At 64.0% G+C, this 15,785-nt stretch carries 16 protein-coding genes; 6 read left to right on the top strand and 10 right to left on the bottom strand.

The window, feature by feature from the left end:
* Positions 1-42: 42 nt before the first annotated feature.
* A complete protein-coding gene (locus CH278_RS09765; protein ID WP_027495249.1) occupies positions 43-699 on the bottom strand; it encodes a hypothetical protein in 657 nt (218 codons plus the stop codon).
* 66 nt (positions 700-765) lie between these two features.
* Positions 766-1,533: a translation initiation factor gene (locus tag CH278_RS09760; RefSeq protein WP_094621795.1), complete on the bottom strand. Its 768-nt coding sequence runs from the start codon at positions 1,531-1,533 to the stop codon at positions 766-768.
* 326 nt (positions 1,534-1,859) lie between these two features.
* Here CH278_RS09760 and CH278_RS09755 point away from each other — a divergent pair, with 326 nt between their 5' ends.
* The 3 genes from CH278_RS09755 to CH278_RS09745 are packed head-to-tail and all read left to right on the top strand — an operon-like array spanning position 1,860 to position 6,605.
* Positions 1,860-4,157 (top strand): glycerol-3-phosphate 1-O-acyltransferase, encoded by a 2,298-nt coding sequence (locus CH278_RS09755; protein ID WP_032367917.1) that lies wholly within the window; start codon positions 1,860-1,862, stop codon positions 4,155-4,157.
* Entirely contained in the window at positions 4,154-5,581 is a 1,428-nt protein-coding gene (locus tag CH278_RS09750) for an HAD-IB family hydrolase (RefSeq protein WP_057474468.1), read from the top strand. Before CH278_RS09755 ends, CH278_RS09750 begins: the two co-directional genes overlap by 4 nt.
* Positions 5,574-6,605: an adenylate/guanylate cyclase domain-containing protein gene (locus CH278_RS09745; RefSeq protein ID WP_027495245.1), complete on the top strand. Its 1,032-nt coding sequence runs from the start codon at positions 5,574-5,576 to the stop codon at positions 6,603-6,605. Before CH278_RS09750 ends, CH278_RS09745 begins: the two co-directional genes overlap by 8 nt.
* On the opposite strand, the gene CH278_RS09740 is transcribed toward CH278_RS09745, so the two are convergent.
* Genes CH278_RS09740 through CH278_RS09705 form a run of 8 tightly spaced genes read right to left on the bottom strand, consistent with a single transcriptional unit; the run spans position 6,587 to position 13,978 of the window.
* Positions 6,587-7,648: an MSMEG_0565 family glycosyltransferase gene (locus CH278_RS09740; protein WP_094621794.1), complete on the bottom strand. Its 1,062-nt coding sequence runs from the start codon at positions 7,646-7,648 to the stop codon at positions 6,587-6,589. The genes CH278_RS09745 and CH278_RS09740 overlap by 19 nt on opposite strands.
* Positions 7,645-8,496: a carbon-nitrogen hydrolase family protein gene (locus tag CH278_RS09735; RefSeq protein WP_032392706.1), complete on the bottom strand. Its 852-nt coding sequence runs from the start codon at positions 8,494-8,496 to the stop codon at positions 7,645-7,647. Before CH278_RS09735 ends, CH278_RS09740 begins: the two co-directional genes overlap by 4 nt.
* Before the next feature lie 7 nt (positions 8,497-8,503).
* A complete protein-coding gene (locus CH278_RS09730) occupies positions 8,504-9,814 on the bottom strand; it encodes an MSMEG_0569 family flavin-dependent oxidoreductase (protein ID WP_032392489.1) in 1,311 nt (436 codons plus the stop codon).
* Positions 9,811-10,101, bottom strand: coding sequence for an MSMEG_0570 family nitrogen starvation response protein (locus CH278_RS09725; RefSeq protein WP_027495242.1), 291 nt, complete (start codon positions 10,099-10,101; stop codon positions 9,811-9,813). Before CH278_RS09725 ends, CH278_RS09730 begins: the two co-directional genes overlap by 4 nt.
* A complete protein-coding gene (locus CH278_RS09720; protein WP_032406338.1) occupies positions 10,094-10,975 on the bottom strand; it encodes a carbon-nitrogen hydrolase family protein in 882 nt (293 codons plus the stop codon). The genes CH278_RS09725 and CH278_RS09720 overlap by 8 nt, the downstream gene beginning before the upstream one ends.
* Positions 10,972-12,387 carry an MSMEG_0567/sll0787 family protein gene (locus tag CH278_RS09715; RefSeq protein WP_094621813.1) on the bottom strand — a complete coding sequence of 472 codons (1,416 nt, stop codon included), beginning with the start codon at positions 12,385-12,387 and terminating at the stop codon, positions 10,972-10,974. Before CH278_RS09715 ends, CH278_RS09720 begins: the two co-directional genes overlap by 4 nt.
* A 1-nt stretch (position 12,388) precedes the next feature.
* The gene (locus CH278_RS09710; protein ID WP_032369567.1) at positions 12,389-13,444 is read right to left on the bottom strand and encodes an MSMEG_0568 family radical SAM protein; all 1,056 of its coding nucleotides are present in this window, start codon (positions 13,442-13,444) and stop codon (positions 12,389-12,391) included.
* A 9-nt stretch (positions 13,445-13,453) separates the two neighbouring features.
* Positions 13,454-13,978, bottom strand: coding sequence for an MSMEG_0572/Sll0783 family nitrogen starvation response protein (locus CH278_RS09705; protein WP_027495238.1), 525 nt, complete (start codon positions 13,976-13,978; stop codon positions 13,454-13,456).
* Positions 13,979-14,210: 232 nt separating this feature from the next.
* On the opposite strand from CH278_RS09705, the gene CH278_RS09700 reads away from it, so the two are divergent.
* The 3 genes from CH278_RS09700 to CH278_RS09690 form a co-directional block, all read left to right on the top strand.
* Positions 14,211-14,606 carry a hypothetical protein gene (locus tag CH278_RS09700; protein ID WP_230074147.1) on the top strand — a complete coding sequence of 132 codons (396 nt, stop codon included), beginning with the start codon at positions 14,211-14,213 and terminating at the stop codon, positions 14,604-14,606.
* Positions 14,599-15,003: a hypothetical protein gene (locus tag CH278_RS09695; RefSeq protein ID WP_027495236.1), complete on the top strand. Its 405-nt coding sequence runs from the start codon at positions 14,599-14,601 to the stop codon at positions 15,001-15,003. The genes CH278_RS09700 and CH278_RS09695 overlap by 8 nt, the downstream gene beginning before the upstream one ends.
* Before the next feature lie 290 nt (positions 15,004-15,293).
* Positions 15,294-15,785 (top strand): DUF222 domain-containing protein (locus CH278_RS09690; RefSeq protein WP_143536232.1); only part of this gene is annotated, 492 nt, incomplete at its 3' end.

Below are 15,785 nucleotides of genomic sequence, written 5' to 3'. Positions count from 1 at the left end.
CAATGTGATTGCGCCGACGGGACATCGGTCTACGAGTGCGGGTCAGGGAGCGGGGACGAATCCTGCGCCGAGTCCGTTGCCCTGATCGACGTTGCGAAGGATCGCGTCGAAGTTGGTGCCGACCTCGGGGCCGAAGCACGCGACGCCCAGGTAGGCGTTGACCATGCCGACGAGGGTGTTGCCGACGACGACCGGGCTACCCGAGTCACCCTCGACGACGCACAGCTGCGCCCAGGTCTCCTGCGACTGCAGAACGTCTCCGTACGCGAGGCCGCAGGTGTTGCCGGTCGTGCGGCCTTCCTTGCACACAATGTTCGGGAACGCCGTCGGCGGGCCGACCTGAGAGATGGTCACGTTGCCCACGCGGCTGATCGGGGCAACCTTGTCACGCTGAAATTCGATGAGGGCGTAGTCGTACTCCGGGTTGGAGAATGCGATGCGGCCCACCTCACCGAGGGAGGTGTCGTACTCCGGGACGATGGAGGCACCCGCTTGGCCACAGTGACCGGCGGTGAAGCCCACGAGATTTCCGTTGCGGTCGTTGCCGATCGTCGTCAGCGTGCACTCCGCCTGGCCTCCGACGATGATTCCGGACCCACCGCCGAGAGCTGCAGGAGCGGCCGCGGATGCGGTCCCCACGCCGACGCTGGCTACGATTGCAGCCGCCCCCACGACGACGAGCATGAATTTCTTGAACATGTACTCCCTCTCAGCGGTGTCGGCAGAACCCTAGCAACAGAACGTGTCGTAACACGAGCTAGTCGCTCATACGTCCTGCTCGAGGGCCGCAAGAGTCGTCCGAGCTTCGTCGAGTTGACGACTCAGTTCGGCCACGCGGCGTGCCGCCTCTTCACGTGCATGGGAGATGACAGCCTCGACGGCATCGCGTGCAGTGACATCGCCCAGTTCACGAACGGCCCGACCGACCGCTTCCGGACTCACCGGCTGCGCCTTGGTCGGCCTCTTCGCGCCCTGCGTGACGGTGACCGACCAATCGTTGTCGGCACCGGCATGAATGGTCACGCTCACTCCGCCCGGCGCCTTCTTCGGACGACGTGGGGCCGAGCCGGTCGACGCAGACCCCGCACCGGCGGGCTTGGCGGCCACGTCGGTCGCCGGTACCGACTTCGGAGCAGCGCTCGATGTCGACGCCGTGGTCGGTGCAGAAGCCGTGGTCGGTGTAGAAGAAGGGCTCGATTTCGGGGCAGCGGCCGGCTTCGATAGCGGCGCGGCCGATACCGTCTTCTTTGCGGGGATGCGCTTGGCAGGCGCGGGTGGGCTCGCCGGGTTGCGGGTGATGCGCAGCTCCTCGGCCTCGTAGGGCAGTTCGTCGTTGACGCCCTTCGGGCTGATGGTGACGGTGTTGCCGTCGATGGACACCACCTTGGCCGACGTGCCGTCGGGCAGGCCGAGGCTCGGATTCGGCTCGCGGAGATACACGGTGGCGCGACGCCCCTCGGCGAGCGCTGCTGCCAGCGTCGTCAGGTTCTCGGGAGTCAGCGAATCGTTCACGGCGCGCCCACGGGGTGGCATCGACTACCGGCCTTTCTCGAAAGTGTTTGCGAATACTGTCGCACAGATTCACGTGCGCAGGCAGCACAGCATCGAGTATCGGTCGTGAGGATGACGTCGATCCCAAGTATGTGTAACCCAGAGTAACTGTAACCAGAAGTAACAGTTACTCTGATTAGCGCTCGAGAGGCTTGGCCAGAGAAGGCCGATGACACGACTCTAACCGACAGGCCGTTCGAGCGCCCGTCGAGTGCCGTCGACCACCTCGCCGAACCGCCCTCGCGCCGGGATTCTCCCGCGTAGCCTGACGGCGTACCTTCTTGCGCAGGTACAGAACAGGAGCTTCGATGTACCACCTCGACGCGGACCAGCAATCGCTCAGCGACGGTCCGCACGTGTACTTGCTCGATGCCAGAAGCACTCTCGAGGTTCAGGCCCTGAATCAGTGGATCGACGCCACCACCCCGGACGGAGAACGTCGGCCCCCATCGGTCGTTCTGTCCGGTGAGGCCAGGACATCACTGTCGGACACCGTCCGCGGGTACGCCGACGATCCGCTGCTCATTCCGCTGCGGGTCACGTTGACCGATCGAAGCACCGGCATTCTGCACCGCATCTTCGCCCCGAGAGGCCGCTCGAAGCCGACACGGGTGTGGCAGCGGTGGGTGGCCAACGACGATCCCGATCACTCCGCAGTGCTGGTCGGTGAACCCGCAACCCTGAGCGATCTGCAGGATCGGTTCGAGCGCGGCGGCGGCACGTCGTTGTCGTCGTTCATCCTGCGGCAGGCGAGTCTCGCACTGGACAAGGCCGAACGCGGAGTCATCGGCTCGGAGTACAAGATTCCGCGCTTCGTCGTCGAGGACATGACGGAGCAGAAGAAGTTCAGGGACGGCATCACCGAGCTCGCAGACCACGTCGGCCAGGATCGCGACACCGTCGACAAGAGGGTTCAGGACATCCTCGGCGAGATGGTGGCGACCGAAACCAGGCGCGCCGTCGAGATGTGGGGCACCCTCGGCGCGTACTTCTCGCGGGCGTACAAGGTCGACGTCGATCGCGATCAGCTGCAGAAGGTTCGCGAACTCAACAAGAACTATCCGTTGGTGTTCCTGCCCAATCACCGTTCCTACCTCGACCCACTCGTGCTGCGTCCCGCGCTTCTCGCCGAGGGACTGCCGCTCAATCACGTCATGGGCGGCATCAATGTCGGCTTCTGGCCGTTGGGCCCGATAGCCAAACGCAGTGGCGTGGTGCTCATTCAGCGCAAATTCTCGGACGCGATCTACAAATGGACGCTGCGTCAGTACATGAGTTTTCTGCTCAGCAAGCGGTTCAACCTCGAGTGGTACATCGAGGGCGGACGCAGCCGCACCGGAAAGCTCCGACCGCCGCGGTTCGGTCTGCTGACCTACCTCGTCGACGCCCTCGAGTCGAGCGACGCGGAGGACGTCTATTTGATCCCGACGTCCATCACCTACGACCGACTGCACGAGGTCGGCGCGATGGCCGAAGAATCGCACGGGGCGAAGAAGCAAGCCGAGGGCATTCGCATGGCCATCGGGTACATCCGCGCTCAGGGCACGTTGCGCGGCAACGTCTATCTGAACTTCGGAGAGCCGATGTCGGTGGCGGCGATCGTCGCCGAGAACACCGACAAGCGCGTCGCGGTGCAGAAGATCGCGCTCGGTGTCTCCCATGCGATCAACGATGCGACGCCGGTGACCCCGGCAGCACTGGTCACGATGGCGCTGTTGGGTATCGAGGATCGCGCACTCAACGTCAACGAAATGTGGGCCATCATCTCGCCGTTGGCCGGCTACATCAAACGCAGAAACCTACCCACTGCGGGCGGGGTGGACATCGCCGACGTCGACGTCGTCCGCTCGGCCGTCATCGCACAGGTCAACGCCAACGTCGTCAAGCGTTTCGACGACGGCCCCGAACCGCTGTTCTACCTGGCGCAGGACAAGCATCTGGTGGCAGCGTTCTTCCGCAACAACGCCATTCACTTCTTCGTGATGCGCGCCATCGGCGAACTGGTGGTGCTACCGACCGAGGGTGACTCGACGCCGCTGACTCAGGAATCGTTGTGGACGTCGGCCCTGCAATTGCGAGATCTACTCAAGTTCGAGTTCTTCTTCGGCGACAAGAAGGACTTCGGGGAGCGTCTCGAATCCGAGGTCGATCTCATCGACCCGGACTGGCGCACCAGCATCAGCGACCCCGATTATGCTGCGCGACAGCTTGAATCGCAGGATCTGCACCTGGCGCACCGCGTACTGCAGCCGATCTTCGAGGCCTACCAGGTAGTGGCCGACCAGCTGATGCTGCTGCCGCAGAGCGGAGAATTCGACAAACCGAAGTTCATCTCGGAATGCCTCGGCGCTGCCCAGGCCAGGCGGCTCCGCCAGCAGCTCGATCACAGTGAGTCCATCTCGGGCGAACTGTTCGACACTGCACTGCAACTGGCCGAAAACCGCGACCTGATCGATTCCAGCTCGGACGGCATCGCCCGCCGCCGCAGGGACTTCGCTCTGGAGATCGACGAATGGGCCCGCAAGGTACGTACCATCCGGGATATGGCGCACCGAATGCTCCGTGAGGTGGAACCGATCTCTGCCCCCGAGGAGAACAATCCATGACCGAGTTCGACGATCGACTGATAGCGATCGCCGCCGCCCCACCCGGCCGAGACACCATCGCCTTCTTCGATCTCGACGGCACCCTCATCAACGGATTCTCTGCTCGCGCAGTGTTTCTCGAACGCCTCAAGACCCTCGACGTCACGGTCAAGGAACTATGGGAGATCTCCAGTGCCGTCGTCGAGATGCGGATGCGCAACTCCCCCGTCGACAATCTGATGGGCAAGGCCGTCCGCGGCCTCGAAGGCCGTCGCGAAGAGGACCTGATGGAACAGGCATACACCCTGTTCCGCAACGAGATCGCGCCGATGATCTACCCGCAGGCCCGGGCCCTCGTCGAGGCTCACCGGCACGCCGGGCATCGCCTCGTGATGGCTACCTCGGCCACGCCGTACCAGGCACTGCCGGTGCAACAGGACATGATGTTCGAGGAGTTGCTGTGCACGACTCCGGTGGTCACCGACGGAATTCTCACCGGCGAGCTCGTCGGCGATTCGCTCTGGGGACCCCGCAAAGCACAGGCGGCGATCGACTACGCCGAACGTGAAGGCATCGCTCTGGCAGGCTGTTTCGCATACTCGAACGGCGGTGAGGACGTGCCACTGCTCGAAGCCGTGGGCCGTCCCATCGCCCTCAACCCCGATCCTGATCTCGCGCGCTATGCCGCCAAGAAGAACTGGCCGGCTCTGACGCTGGACAGCCCGAAGCGTGGCACGGACATCACGTCGGCCGTACGCAGCACGGCGGCGCTCGGATCGGTGCTCGCGAGTGCGTCGATCGGGCTCGGCCTGGGATTGCTCACCCGCAGTCGCCGCACCGGTGCCAATATCACCAGCACCATCGCCCCGGACATCGCGCTGACCCTCGCCGGAGTCAAGCTCGACGTCACCGGAACCGAAAATGCCTGGTCGGCCCGGCCCGCCGTCTTCATGTTCAACCATCAGAGCACCGCCGACTCGATCATCGTCACTTCCATCCTGCGACGCGACATCACCGCCGTCGCGAAGCGGGAACTCGAACGCGATCCGCGCTTCGCATTGCTGGGCAGAATTTTCGACGTCGCCTATGTCGATCGCGGAGATCCTGCGCAAGCGCGAGAGGCCATGCGGCCCGCGATCGAGAAGCTGCACAGTGGCATCTCCGTCGCCATCGCCCCCGAGGGCACTCGCATGCCGACGTCCCGTCTCGGCCGATTCAAGAAAGGCGGGTTTCACCTGGCGATGCAGGCCGGCGTGCCGATCGTTCCGATCGTCATTCACAACGCCGGTGACGTGATGTGGAAGAAGGACTTCACCGTTCACTCCGGTACGGTCAAGGTCACCGTCGGCGAGCCCATACCCACCACGGATTGGGATCCCGACAAGATCGACGAGTACGTGGACGCCGTCCGTTCCTATTTCGACAGAACGTTGGGATATGCCTGAGAATCAGATCAACTCGGTAGTACAGACGGAGATCGAGCGGAATCTGTTGGGCGGCGAGCCCAAGTACAACCGCGCCGACATCGTCGAGAAGTCCGGGATTCCGCTCGAGCGGGTCATCGCCCTGTGGATCGGCATGGGCTTCCCCGTCCACACCGATACCGACGCACTCGTCTACACCGACGCCGATCTCGAAGCTCTGAAGCTGATCACCGCACTGACCGCGCAGAAGGTGATCAAGCCCGAGATGGAGGTTGCGATAGCCCGCACCCTCGGGCAGTCGATGTCCCGGCTCGCGGAATGGCAAGTGGGCGTTGTGAACTCTCACATACTCGAACGCATCATCGACAGCCAAGAAGACACGAACGACATCGACGCGATTCGCCGGAACGCCCGTGCCATCGCCGCAGAAACCGTCCCCACCCTCGAAGCGCTCCAGGGATACACCTGGCGACGCCACCTGGCAGCAGCGGCCGGTCGATCCATCGCCGCTCCCGACGACGCCGCCGACAGTCCCACGATGGCCGTCGGGTTCGCCGACATGGTCGGCTACACGAGCCTGACGCGTCGACTCGACATCGGCGAGTTGACGACGCTACTCGAGGAGTTCGAGTCATTGGCCACCAATATCATTGCGCGAGGGCGCGGTTCGGTGATCAAGAACGTCGGCGACGAGGTGATGTTCAGCGCGCAGACCCCCGAGGATGCCGCCCACATCGCCCTCGACCTCCAGGACGCCTTCGACGAGCAGGAGGACATGCCGGACCTGCGGGTCGGGCTGGCGTGGGGCCCGGTACTGGCCCGGTACGGCGACCTGTACGGGTCGGTGGTCAATATCGCTGCGCGCCTGACCAGTTCGGCCAATCCCGGAACGATCCTGGTCGATACCGTCATGACGGATGAACTGCGCCACGACTCCGAGTTCTACCTCAAATCGGTTCGCTCACTACGGGTCAAAGGGTTCCACAAGCTCAAGCCTCACCGGCTCAAGCGCAACAAGCGAACCGGTCAGCGTAGCGAGGAGTAGAACTCCAGGTGTCGACGCGCAGCCTCGTCCCAGGTGAGGCTGTGCGCCAGCGTCAGCCCCGGTGACGGATCCTGCGGCTCGTGCAACGCACGGTCCAATTCGCTGGTCATGGCCTCCACCGACGATGCGTAGGTGACGCTGTCTCCGAACACCTCTCGCAGTACCGGCAGATCACGCGCCACCACCGGAGTCGATGCGGCGAGCGCCTCCATCGCGGCCAGGCCGAAGCCTTCCTTGGTGGAGAAGAACGGCAGCACCGCAGCCTGCGCCACGAGATGCGGCAGCTCGTCGTCGTCGACGGTTCCGAGTATCACCGGCTCGATGCCCAGTTCTACTGCTCGACGGTCGAATTCGGACCGATAGTCACGGTAGTCGAACAGGGTCTCGCCGCCGGCGAACACCAGTTGCACGTGGCGATCGGACAGCCCGGCGAAGGCGTCGAGTAGATCGAGACTGCCCTTGCGTGGCTCGATGCCGCCGACGGCGAGCACGTACCTGCCGAACTTCCCGCTCCAGTGCGATCGGCCCGATTCGGCTGCTGCCGAGAACCTTCCGGCATCGACTCCATTGGGAATGACGACCGGATCGAACCCCCAGCCGCGTCGGACGTCGTCGGCCACCGCACTGGACACACAGATTCGCGCGTACGGCGCGGTGATCGCTCGTTCGTGACATGCCGCGAGCTCGGGAGTGGTGAACTCGTCGAGATGGTGGATGGTCCTGATGCACCGGCCGACGGCGTTGGCCGAGATGCAGTCCTGAGCATGGACGATGTCGTACTCGTCGGGCGTGAAGGCCTGCCGCAGAACGCCTATCGATCGCAGAATCCGCTCGCCGACGCTCTCGTTCTCGCGGTGGGAAAACGGGACCATCCGCACGGTGACAGCCGGGTCGACCTTGCGGAAGAACTCACTGTCGCCCCCGCGGCCCAGCGACCACACCGACACATCCTGGCCGGCGCGTGCCAGCGCTTCGGCCAGAGCCAACGTATGCACCACGCCTCCGCGCGGTTTGGACGAATAGGTCAACAGCGCGATCTTCATCGATCCGGTTTCTCCCGCAACAAGTTCGGATAGGCATCGACGCGTCGCTCGGCCAGGTGATGCAGACCTCTCCGGGCCCGATCCACCTCGGCATCGACGTCGATCTCGTGCACGGCCAAACCGCCTTTGGACCACGTCTTGGCCAACACGTCTCCGCCGGGCCCGACAATTTTTGCCTGGCCGAGGAACCGCAGGGATCCCATCACCCCGGTCTGGTTGGACGAGACGAGCACCACCTGGTTCTCGGCGGCGCGTGCAGCGTCGTACAGATCGAACAGTCGGGACTGTCGATCGTTGGGTAGCGACGACGCTCGATCGGTGACGCTGGCCGGCCACGCGGACAGCGCCGCAATGATTCTCGCGCCGTCCAATGCAAGCGTCCGGGCCGACTCCGGGAACGTCTTGTCGTAGTCGATCAGCATGCCCATCCGTCCGACCGGAGTATCGAAGGCCTCGAACCGATCTCCGGCGGCGTACGCCAAGGATTCCCCGAGCGGCTGATGCACCTTACGGTGACTGCCGAGGATCCCGTCGCCCGTCAGGCACGCAGCCGCGTTGTACCGCAGCCCCTTCGACAACTCGGTGTACCCGATACACACCGTCATCGCACCCGCCGCCGCGATGATGGCGGCCAACTCCGGACCGTCCGGATCGAGAGTGGGCGGCAACTCGGACGGATCCGGATTGCTCAGGCTGTTGATGTAACCCCCGAGGGATGCGTCGGGCAGCACCAAGAGATCGATGCCCTCGCGGGCCGCACTGGAGATGATCGTCGTGATCTTCAGTACGGCCCGATCGACATCTCTACCGAAATGTGCTGCCAATGCACCGATCTTGATGGGAGCCACGTCGAGATCAGACCATCTGGCTCTGCGGTTGCGCTGGGTTTCGGGACTGCGTCGAGTTTCGGGACTGCGCAGCACTGATTTCGAGGCCGATTTGATCGGCCAGGAATGCGGCGTCGCGGGCCACCGAGGCAAAGCGTCCGGAACCCCAGGTGTGCTGCCAGGGCAGGCCCAGGAAGTACAGGCCAGAAACCGATGTGACGCCGCGGTTGTGCGTCGGGTGGCCCTCGCCGTCGAACGCCCCGACCTTCAGCCAGCGGTAGTCGGTACGGAAGCCGACCGACCAGACGACCGCGGTGATGTCGGTGGTGGCGAGATCGAGTTCGGTCGTCTCGAATTCCGGACGCCACACCGGCACGTAGCGGTCCTCCGTGGGGGCAGTGATGCCCTCGCGCTCGATGTACGCGTCGATGTTGTCCTTGATGCTCTCGGCCACCCGATCCGCAGCGTCGAGGGACGCTTCGAGGGTCGGAGCGAACTGCAGGACGCCGTCCTCCACGCCCACCAGACGGCCGTACAGCTGCATGCCCTCGGTGGCGAACGCGCGCAGGTCGATGTCTCGACCACCGTCACGGCCGGTGACGTAGTGGTTCGTGTTCTCGCGTTTGCCGACGCCACCGGGTTGATCTTCGATGGAGACATCGTAGACGCCCATGTCGTGCAGCCAGGCGACACAGTCACGCCCCCGATAGAAGCGTGCGACGCGAGGTGCGGTGCCGGCGACGAGATGAACCCGGCGGCCGTCGAGATGTAGATCCTCGGCGATCTGCGCTCCGGACTGGCCGGTGCCGACGACCAGTACCTCGCCGTTCGGGAACTGGTGCGAGCCGCGGTATTCGGACGAGTGAATCTGGACGATGTCGCGGGGCAGCTTCTCGGCGAATCGCGGAATGGTCGGGATGTGGTAGCCGCCGACGGCAACGACGATCTGATCGGCGTGCATGGGGCCGGCGGAGGTCTGTAGATCGAAGCCGCCTGCCGCAGATTGCAAGGCCTGATTCACCGAAACATACTCTCGGACCGGTGCATCGAAGCTCTCGGCGTAGCGTCGGACGAAGGCGTAGACCTCGTCGCGCTGCATGAACCCGTCGGGATCGTCACCGTCGTAGGAGTATCCGGGGAGCGCGCACTGCCAGTTGGGGGTGACGAGGGTGAAGTTGTCCCAGCGCGAGTCCTTCCATTCGTGCGCGATGGTGTCGCGTTCGAGGACGACGTGGTCGATGCCTCGCTGCGTCAGATGCCAGCTGATGGACAGTCCGGCCTGCCCGCCGCCGATGACGATCACCGAGTAGTTTTCTGTTGCACTGTGGCTCTCTGTCATAGCAATTCAGCTCCCGACATACTCAGTACGCGAACGGCACCGGCCTGATACGACGCGCTGACACCGTGAATCTCTTCCATCTGCTGCGCGGCCGACGTGCACCGCATCCCGAATTTGGCGAGAACTCGATCGCTCGCCACGGTCAATGCCTCGGACGTTCGCTGAACGAACTCGGCCACCGGGTATTCCTGCCCGGGGCTCAGATAGTCGTGCATCACCAAAGAGGGCGAGTAGCAGGACTGTTCGCGTCCGTCGGGCCACCGCACCACGAACGACATCTCAGGCATGAACGGTCTCCTTGGTGATGGTGCGATAGACCGAGGGCCGTCGGTCGCGCAGGTTGTACATGCCACCGCCACGTGCCGCGCCGATGAGCGCCTCGACATCGACGGTGGCTGTGGCCAAACCCGGCTCGACGCCTGTGCCCGCGAGGATCTCACCGCCGGGCCCGACGATCTTGGCGCTGCAGACGAACCTCAGAGACCCGAACGTGCCGGCCTGATTCGCTGCGACCCAGATGATCTGATTCTCCAGTGCACGAGCGCGGTCATAGATGTCGAAGCGTTGCTTCCACCGATCTTCTTCCATGTTCGGGGTCGTCGCGGTACGTGCCGTCGGCCACGCGGAGATGGACGCGACGATCTCGGCTCCGTCGAGCGCGAGTTCGCGAGCCGCCTCGGGGAATCCCTTGTCGTAGCAGATCTGCATGCCCATCCGGCCGACCGGAGTGTCGAAGGCGGAGTAGCTCTCTCCCGCTGCGTAGCAGAGGTTTTCGCCGAGTGGCTGGTGCACCTTGCGATACGAACCGAGGATGCCGCTGCCGTCGACCGTCACCGCGGCGTTGTAGCGGGTATCGCCGTCCTTCTCACAGAATCCGAACGTGACGACAGTATCGCCCGCCATGTCGATGACCCGCCTGATCTCGGGGCCTTCGAGTTCCAGAGCCGGCGGTAGTGCCTTCAGTCGACGCTGTCTCGATTCTTCGGTCTCGTCGCCGCCACCGAGGCTGGGCAGGTACCCACCCAGGCACGCTTCCGGTAGCACCAGCAGTTGGCTACCGCGATTACGCGATTCCTCGAGCAGGGCGGCGATGGTGGCGTAACCCTGTTCCATGTCGCGGCCGAACTCGGCTGCGGCCACGGAGATCGTGATGTCGTTCATGCTTCTCCCAATCCGGTCACCGTCGAAGTGACCGCGCGCGTGGTGATTCCGTCGGGCCATCGCAAGGCGACGCCCGGAATGTCGGTGAGCTCTCCGCATTCTGCGGACAGTGCAGGTCCGGACGGTGCAGTCGGTGCACCGGGACGGTCCGCGGTGATCATCGCGAACCCGGGAAAACACGTGATCCATTCGCCCATCGACGCCGAGTCGGGCTTCGGAATCGAGGAGATGTCCAATACGGCACCGGTTCCGCTTGCCTCGGCCAGCATCCCGGTAGTGCCCGCCAGGCCGGCCATCGAGACGTCCTTGGCGGCCTTGGGCGCGGTACGGGCGACGAACGATGCCATGGTCGTCAGTTCGGCGGAGTTGCGCCGTGACGTCGAATCCCATTGCTGGCCCTGATACCCACGACGCCAGCCACCCTCGACGTCCGCCGTCAGCGTCAATCGATCGCCGACGCTTCCCCCGCCGGCCCGTACCGGGTTCGCTGTGCGCCCCAGAGCGGTGACCGACAGCGACGACGGCACCCCGGCCTGGGTGTGGCCACCGAGTACCGGAACCTGCCAGGCCGCAGACGCATTGGCGAGGCCGCGGATGATGCGGGTCAATCGAGATTGCGTGGGTGCTCCGACGGAGTCGAGCATGCCGACTGCATAGGCACCCATCGCCGAAAGGTCGTTGAGGTTGACCAGGGCCGCGCACCAGCCGGCCCACTCCGGGTCGCGGTCGACCATCGAGGGGATGATCGCATCGCAGGCGGCGATCATGTCGCTCCCGGGAACCGGGACACCGTCGTCACCTCGAAATCCTTTGGCACCGAGCCCGAGTGGCTGCGCCTTCAGCGGCGCGAGGACGCCGGCGAGCATCGCCTTGGTAGACGACACCAGCCGTTCGATCCTGTCGATCGGCCAATACATCGCCACGTGTGGAGTATTCGCCACCTCGACGTCGCCACGCCTGATCCAGCCGAGACGGGTGAACAGTGTCTCGTTGCGCTTCTGCACCGTCGCGTCGAAGCGCAGCACGCCGCGACTTTCGGCATGAGCACAGGCCGCACGAACCAGCGCCGGGCCCACACCGGAAGTGCGCGCAGAGGTGGTGACCACCAGGCGACTGCCAGCCCACCACCCCAGATCCGTTGCCGTGCAGGGCGCCAGGCGCACCCCACCGAGCACGGTGCCGTCTCGATCGGTGGCCACGAGAATGACGCAGCGAGGATCGTCGTCGACGTCGTCGTGATCGGTGCCGGCGAACAAGCCCTGTTCGGCGACGAACGTCTCTCTGCGCAGCGCCCGGTACGCATTCAATTCTGCTGTACCGGTGCACGGCTGAACGATGAACTCCGGTTGCACGACAGTGATTGCAGCGCCGGACAATCCGGCGAGATCGTTACCCTCCACGACGCCGTACATGTCACCCTCCCGCGTTCTGCAGAACGCTGCACGCACCGCAGGCCGCGCAGCCTGCTTTCTGATCGGACCCGAGCATCGCCGCTGCCTGAAGTTCCTTGGCGACGCGTCGGGTGACGCTTTCGAGGACGTCGGCAGCGGGAGCCGTCGCCCGGTCGACATCCACCGCCAACGTGCCTGCGAGCGGCCGGAACGGAACGACGAAGGGATACACACCCATCTCGATCAGTTCCGCTGCACCCGAGACCAATTCGTCGGGATCCTCGCCGAGACCGACCAGTATGTACGTCGAAACCTGGTTACGCCCGAAAACCCGGACCGCTTCTTTCCATGCCGCGCGGTACTCGTCCATCGAGACCGATGCCTTGCCCGGCATCCATCTGCGGCGCACGTCGTCGTCGAGCGATTCGACGTGGATACCGATGGACTCGGCTCCGGCGTCGTACAGATCCTGGATGGTCTGCAGGTCACCCGGAGGTTCGCACTGCACCTGGATCGGTAGTTCCGGGACCACGGCCTTGATGGCACGTACGCACCGAGCCAGATGACGGGCACCGCGATCCTTCGCGGCCGAAGTGCCCGTCGTCATGACCATCTGCGTCACCCCGTCCAGTCGGACAGCGGCCTCCGCCACCTCCGCAAGTTGCGCGGGCGTCTTGACGGCGATGGTGTCGCCCGCGTCCAGAGACGCTTCGATGGAACAGAAGCGGCACCGTTGATCGGCGTCGTAGCGAATGCACGTCTGGACCACGGTCGTGGCCAGAACACTGGTGCCGTGCAGCTTGGCGATCTTCTCGTAGGCGACGCCGTCGGCGGTGGAGAGGTCGTAGAACTTCGGGCGATCGACGGCCTGAACATCGAGTCCGATGTCGTTGCCGTCGAACAGAACTCGCCCTTCTTCGAGTACGTACGGACTGAGCGGGTTGCGCGGGATTGCTGCGCCGAGACCATCGATGCGGACATGTCCATCGTCACTCGGGCCGGCACCGGCAGTTCTGGACACCGGCGTTGCTCCTCGAATCCCGAGCAACGCCAGATCCACACGTGTAGAGATGGACATAACCGTCCCCTAGACCATGTAGGTCGAATTGATGATGGCACCCTTGCGCGCGTAATGGATCAATGCGTCCTGCACGTCCAGGGGGTGAGCCGGGATGACGCCCTCGATGAGGTCTTCTTCACGACCCCCGTGCAGGGCCAGTCCGAAGCGGCAGCAGAACACGGTGCCGCCCTCGGCGATGAACGTCGCGAGGGAGTCGTTGATGTTCTGTTCACCCGGGAAGCCCGAGTCTCCGGTGGTCGGGAAACCGCGTGTGGCAAGGCAATTGATAGCACCGGGTCCGTAGAAGTACATCGCCGACTCGAAACCCTTGCGCAGAGCGCGGGTGGCCTGCAGCACCGCGACGAACGATACCGACGACTCGTGGGCGATGCCGTGCACCAGCGTGAAGTAGCTTTCGCCGTTCTCCGCCTTGTAGTCGGGGAAGATCTTGGTGGAGCCGTAGATGTTGCTGCCCTTGGGAAGTGAGGGATGCGGAATCTCCTCGAGGGACTTCTTGATGTTCTCGGCGATGGACTGGTCGAGATCTGACACGTGCGTCTCCTGAGGTTCGCAGAGCGGGCTGGATGCGGTGGACACCGATGTCCACCCGAGAAAACCGTCATGTCCGACGAGAGGGCAGATCCTCTGCGGCCATGGAACAAGTACAGGCCTCGTCGATTTCCGATTGGTCACGCTCGGAACAACGTCGTGTTTCAAGGGCCTCACAGTGTTGACGTGGTGTTACGCGGTTACTGTGAAGGGAAGTCCATCCACCCACCGCAGCATGACGAGGAACTCGATGATCGGCGCCGTCACCGGCTTGTTGTACGTGTTGTCCCTGGTAGTGGGGATCTGGGTGCTCGTGAAGCTCGCCACGAACAGGCCCGTTCTTCTGAAGAACAAGGCCGACCGCGCGCTGTTCTGGACGATCGCGGCTACCGAAGGCGTCGTTGCACTGCAGGCCGTGATCGGGTTCGTGATGATGTTCGCCTCCGATCGCGACATTCACCGGCTCACGTTCGGGTCGTACCTCGTAGGACTGCTGTTCCTGCTCCCACTCGGAACGTGGTGGTCTCTGGGCGACCGTTCCCGCGGCGGTACCGCGGTGCTCCTTGTAGCCGTCCTCACCCTCGCAGCCATGGTGTTGCGACTGAGCCAGATTTGGGCCGGATATGCCTGACAAACTTCAGCAAGCCACGCGCACCGGATTCGGACGCTTCCTCATCGCCGTCTACGCCGTGTTCGCCGTTGCCGCGACATCGCGATCGATCGTGCAACTCACCACCCGATTCGACAACGCCCCAGTCGCGTACCTGCTGTCGGCATTCGCAGCCGTGGTCTACATCATCGCGACGGTCGGCCTGGCACGAGCAACCGAGGCATCACGACGAGTGGTGACGGTCTCCTGCATCATCGAACTCGTCGGAGTCCTCGGCATCGGCACCCTCAGCTACATCCAGCCACAGGACTTCCCGGAGCCGACGGTGTGGTCGCACTTCGGATCCGGTTACGTCTTCATCCCGGTCGTGCTGCCCATCGCAGGACTGTGGTGGTTGCGAAAGACACGCCAGCAGTAGAGGTCTGCTCTACATCTCGCGCAACTGTGTCAGGTGTCGACGCACCTCTGTGGCGGCGACGCAGCATCTGCTTAATCGATGTTCACCTGCACTGCCGGCCGGCCCCTACATCGAGGCCACTGCGCGCCGCCCCGTTCGAGTTCAGCGGTCCCGGGCGATCCTCACTCGACTGACGTTGCGGCCATATCACGGGCCACCGACAGGTTCCGCATCCCGAATCCTTGTGCACAGCAATAGTTTTCGATTGCACCATCATTGCGCATCGAACACCCGTTCGATACACTTGGTCCATGACCACGGAGATCTGGCAACTGAGCGAAAGCGAACTCCTCGCCGACGCTGCTGATGTCTCCCACCGAATCCAACTGCTCGAAGCCCGGCGGATCGCCCTCGTCGCCGACATCGACACCCGCGTGAGCCGAGAGAAGCTCGGCTTCCCCGGACCCGCAGGCTGGCTGACCTCCACCACCCTCCTCACCCCGAGCAAAGCGAACAAGATCGTGGCCCTCGCTCGCGGGCTGAAGAACTTCCCCGACATCGCCGACGCCGTCAACACCGGCGTCATGTCCGTCGACCACGCCGCCCTGATCCTCACCTTCGCCGAAACACCCCCGAAGAACCTCCCCCAAGAGGGTCGCGATATCGCCCGCACCGCGATGATCACCGCCGCCACCGGACCCGGCGCACGCACCGACAAGATCCGTGAAGCGATCACCAAACTCGAAGACACCTACGGCAGCGACAAGCCGCCCCCTGAGGACACCGACCGCAACGAACTGTTC

Origin of the sequence: Rhodococcus sp. 05-2254-5 (genome assembly GCF_002258575.1) — a bacterium.
Taxonomy (GTDB): domain Bacteria; phylum Actinomycetota; class Actinomycetes; order Mycobacteriales; family Mycobacteriaceae; genus Rhodococcoides; species Rhodococcoides fascians.
This window is presented reverse-complemented; position numbering and strand designations above follow the sequence as displayed.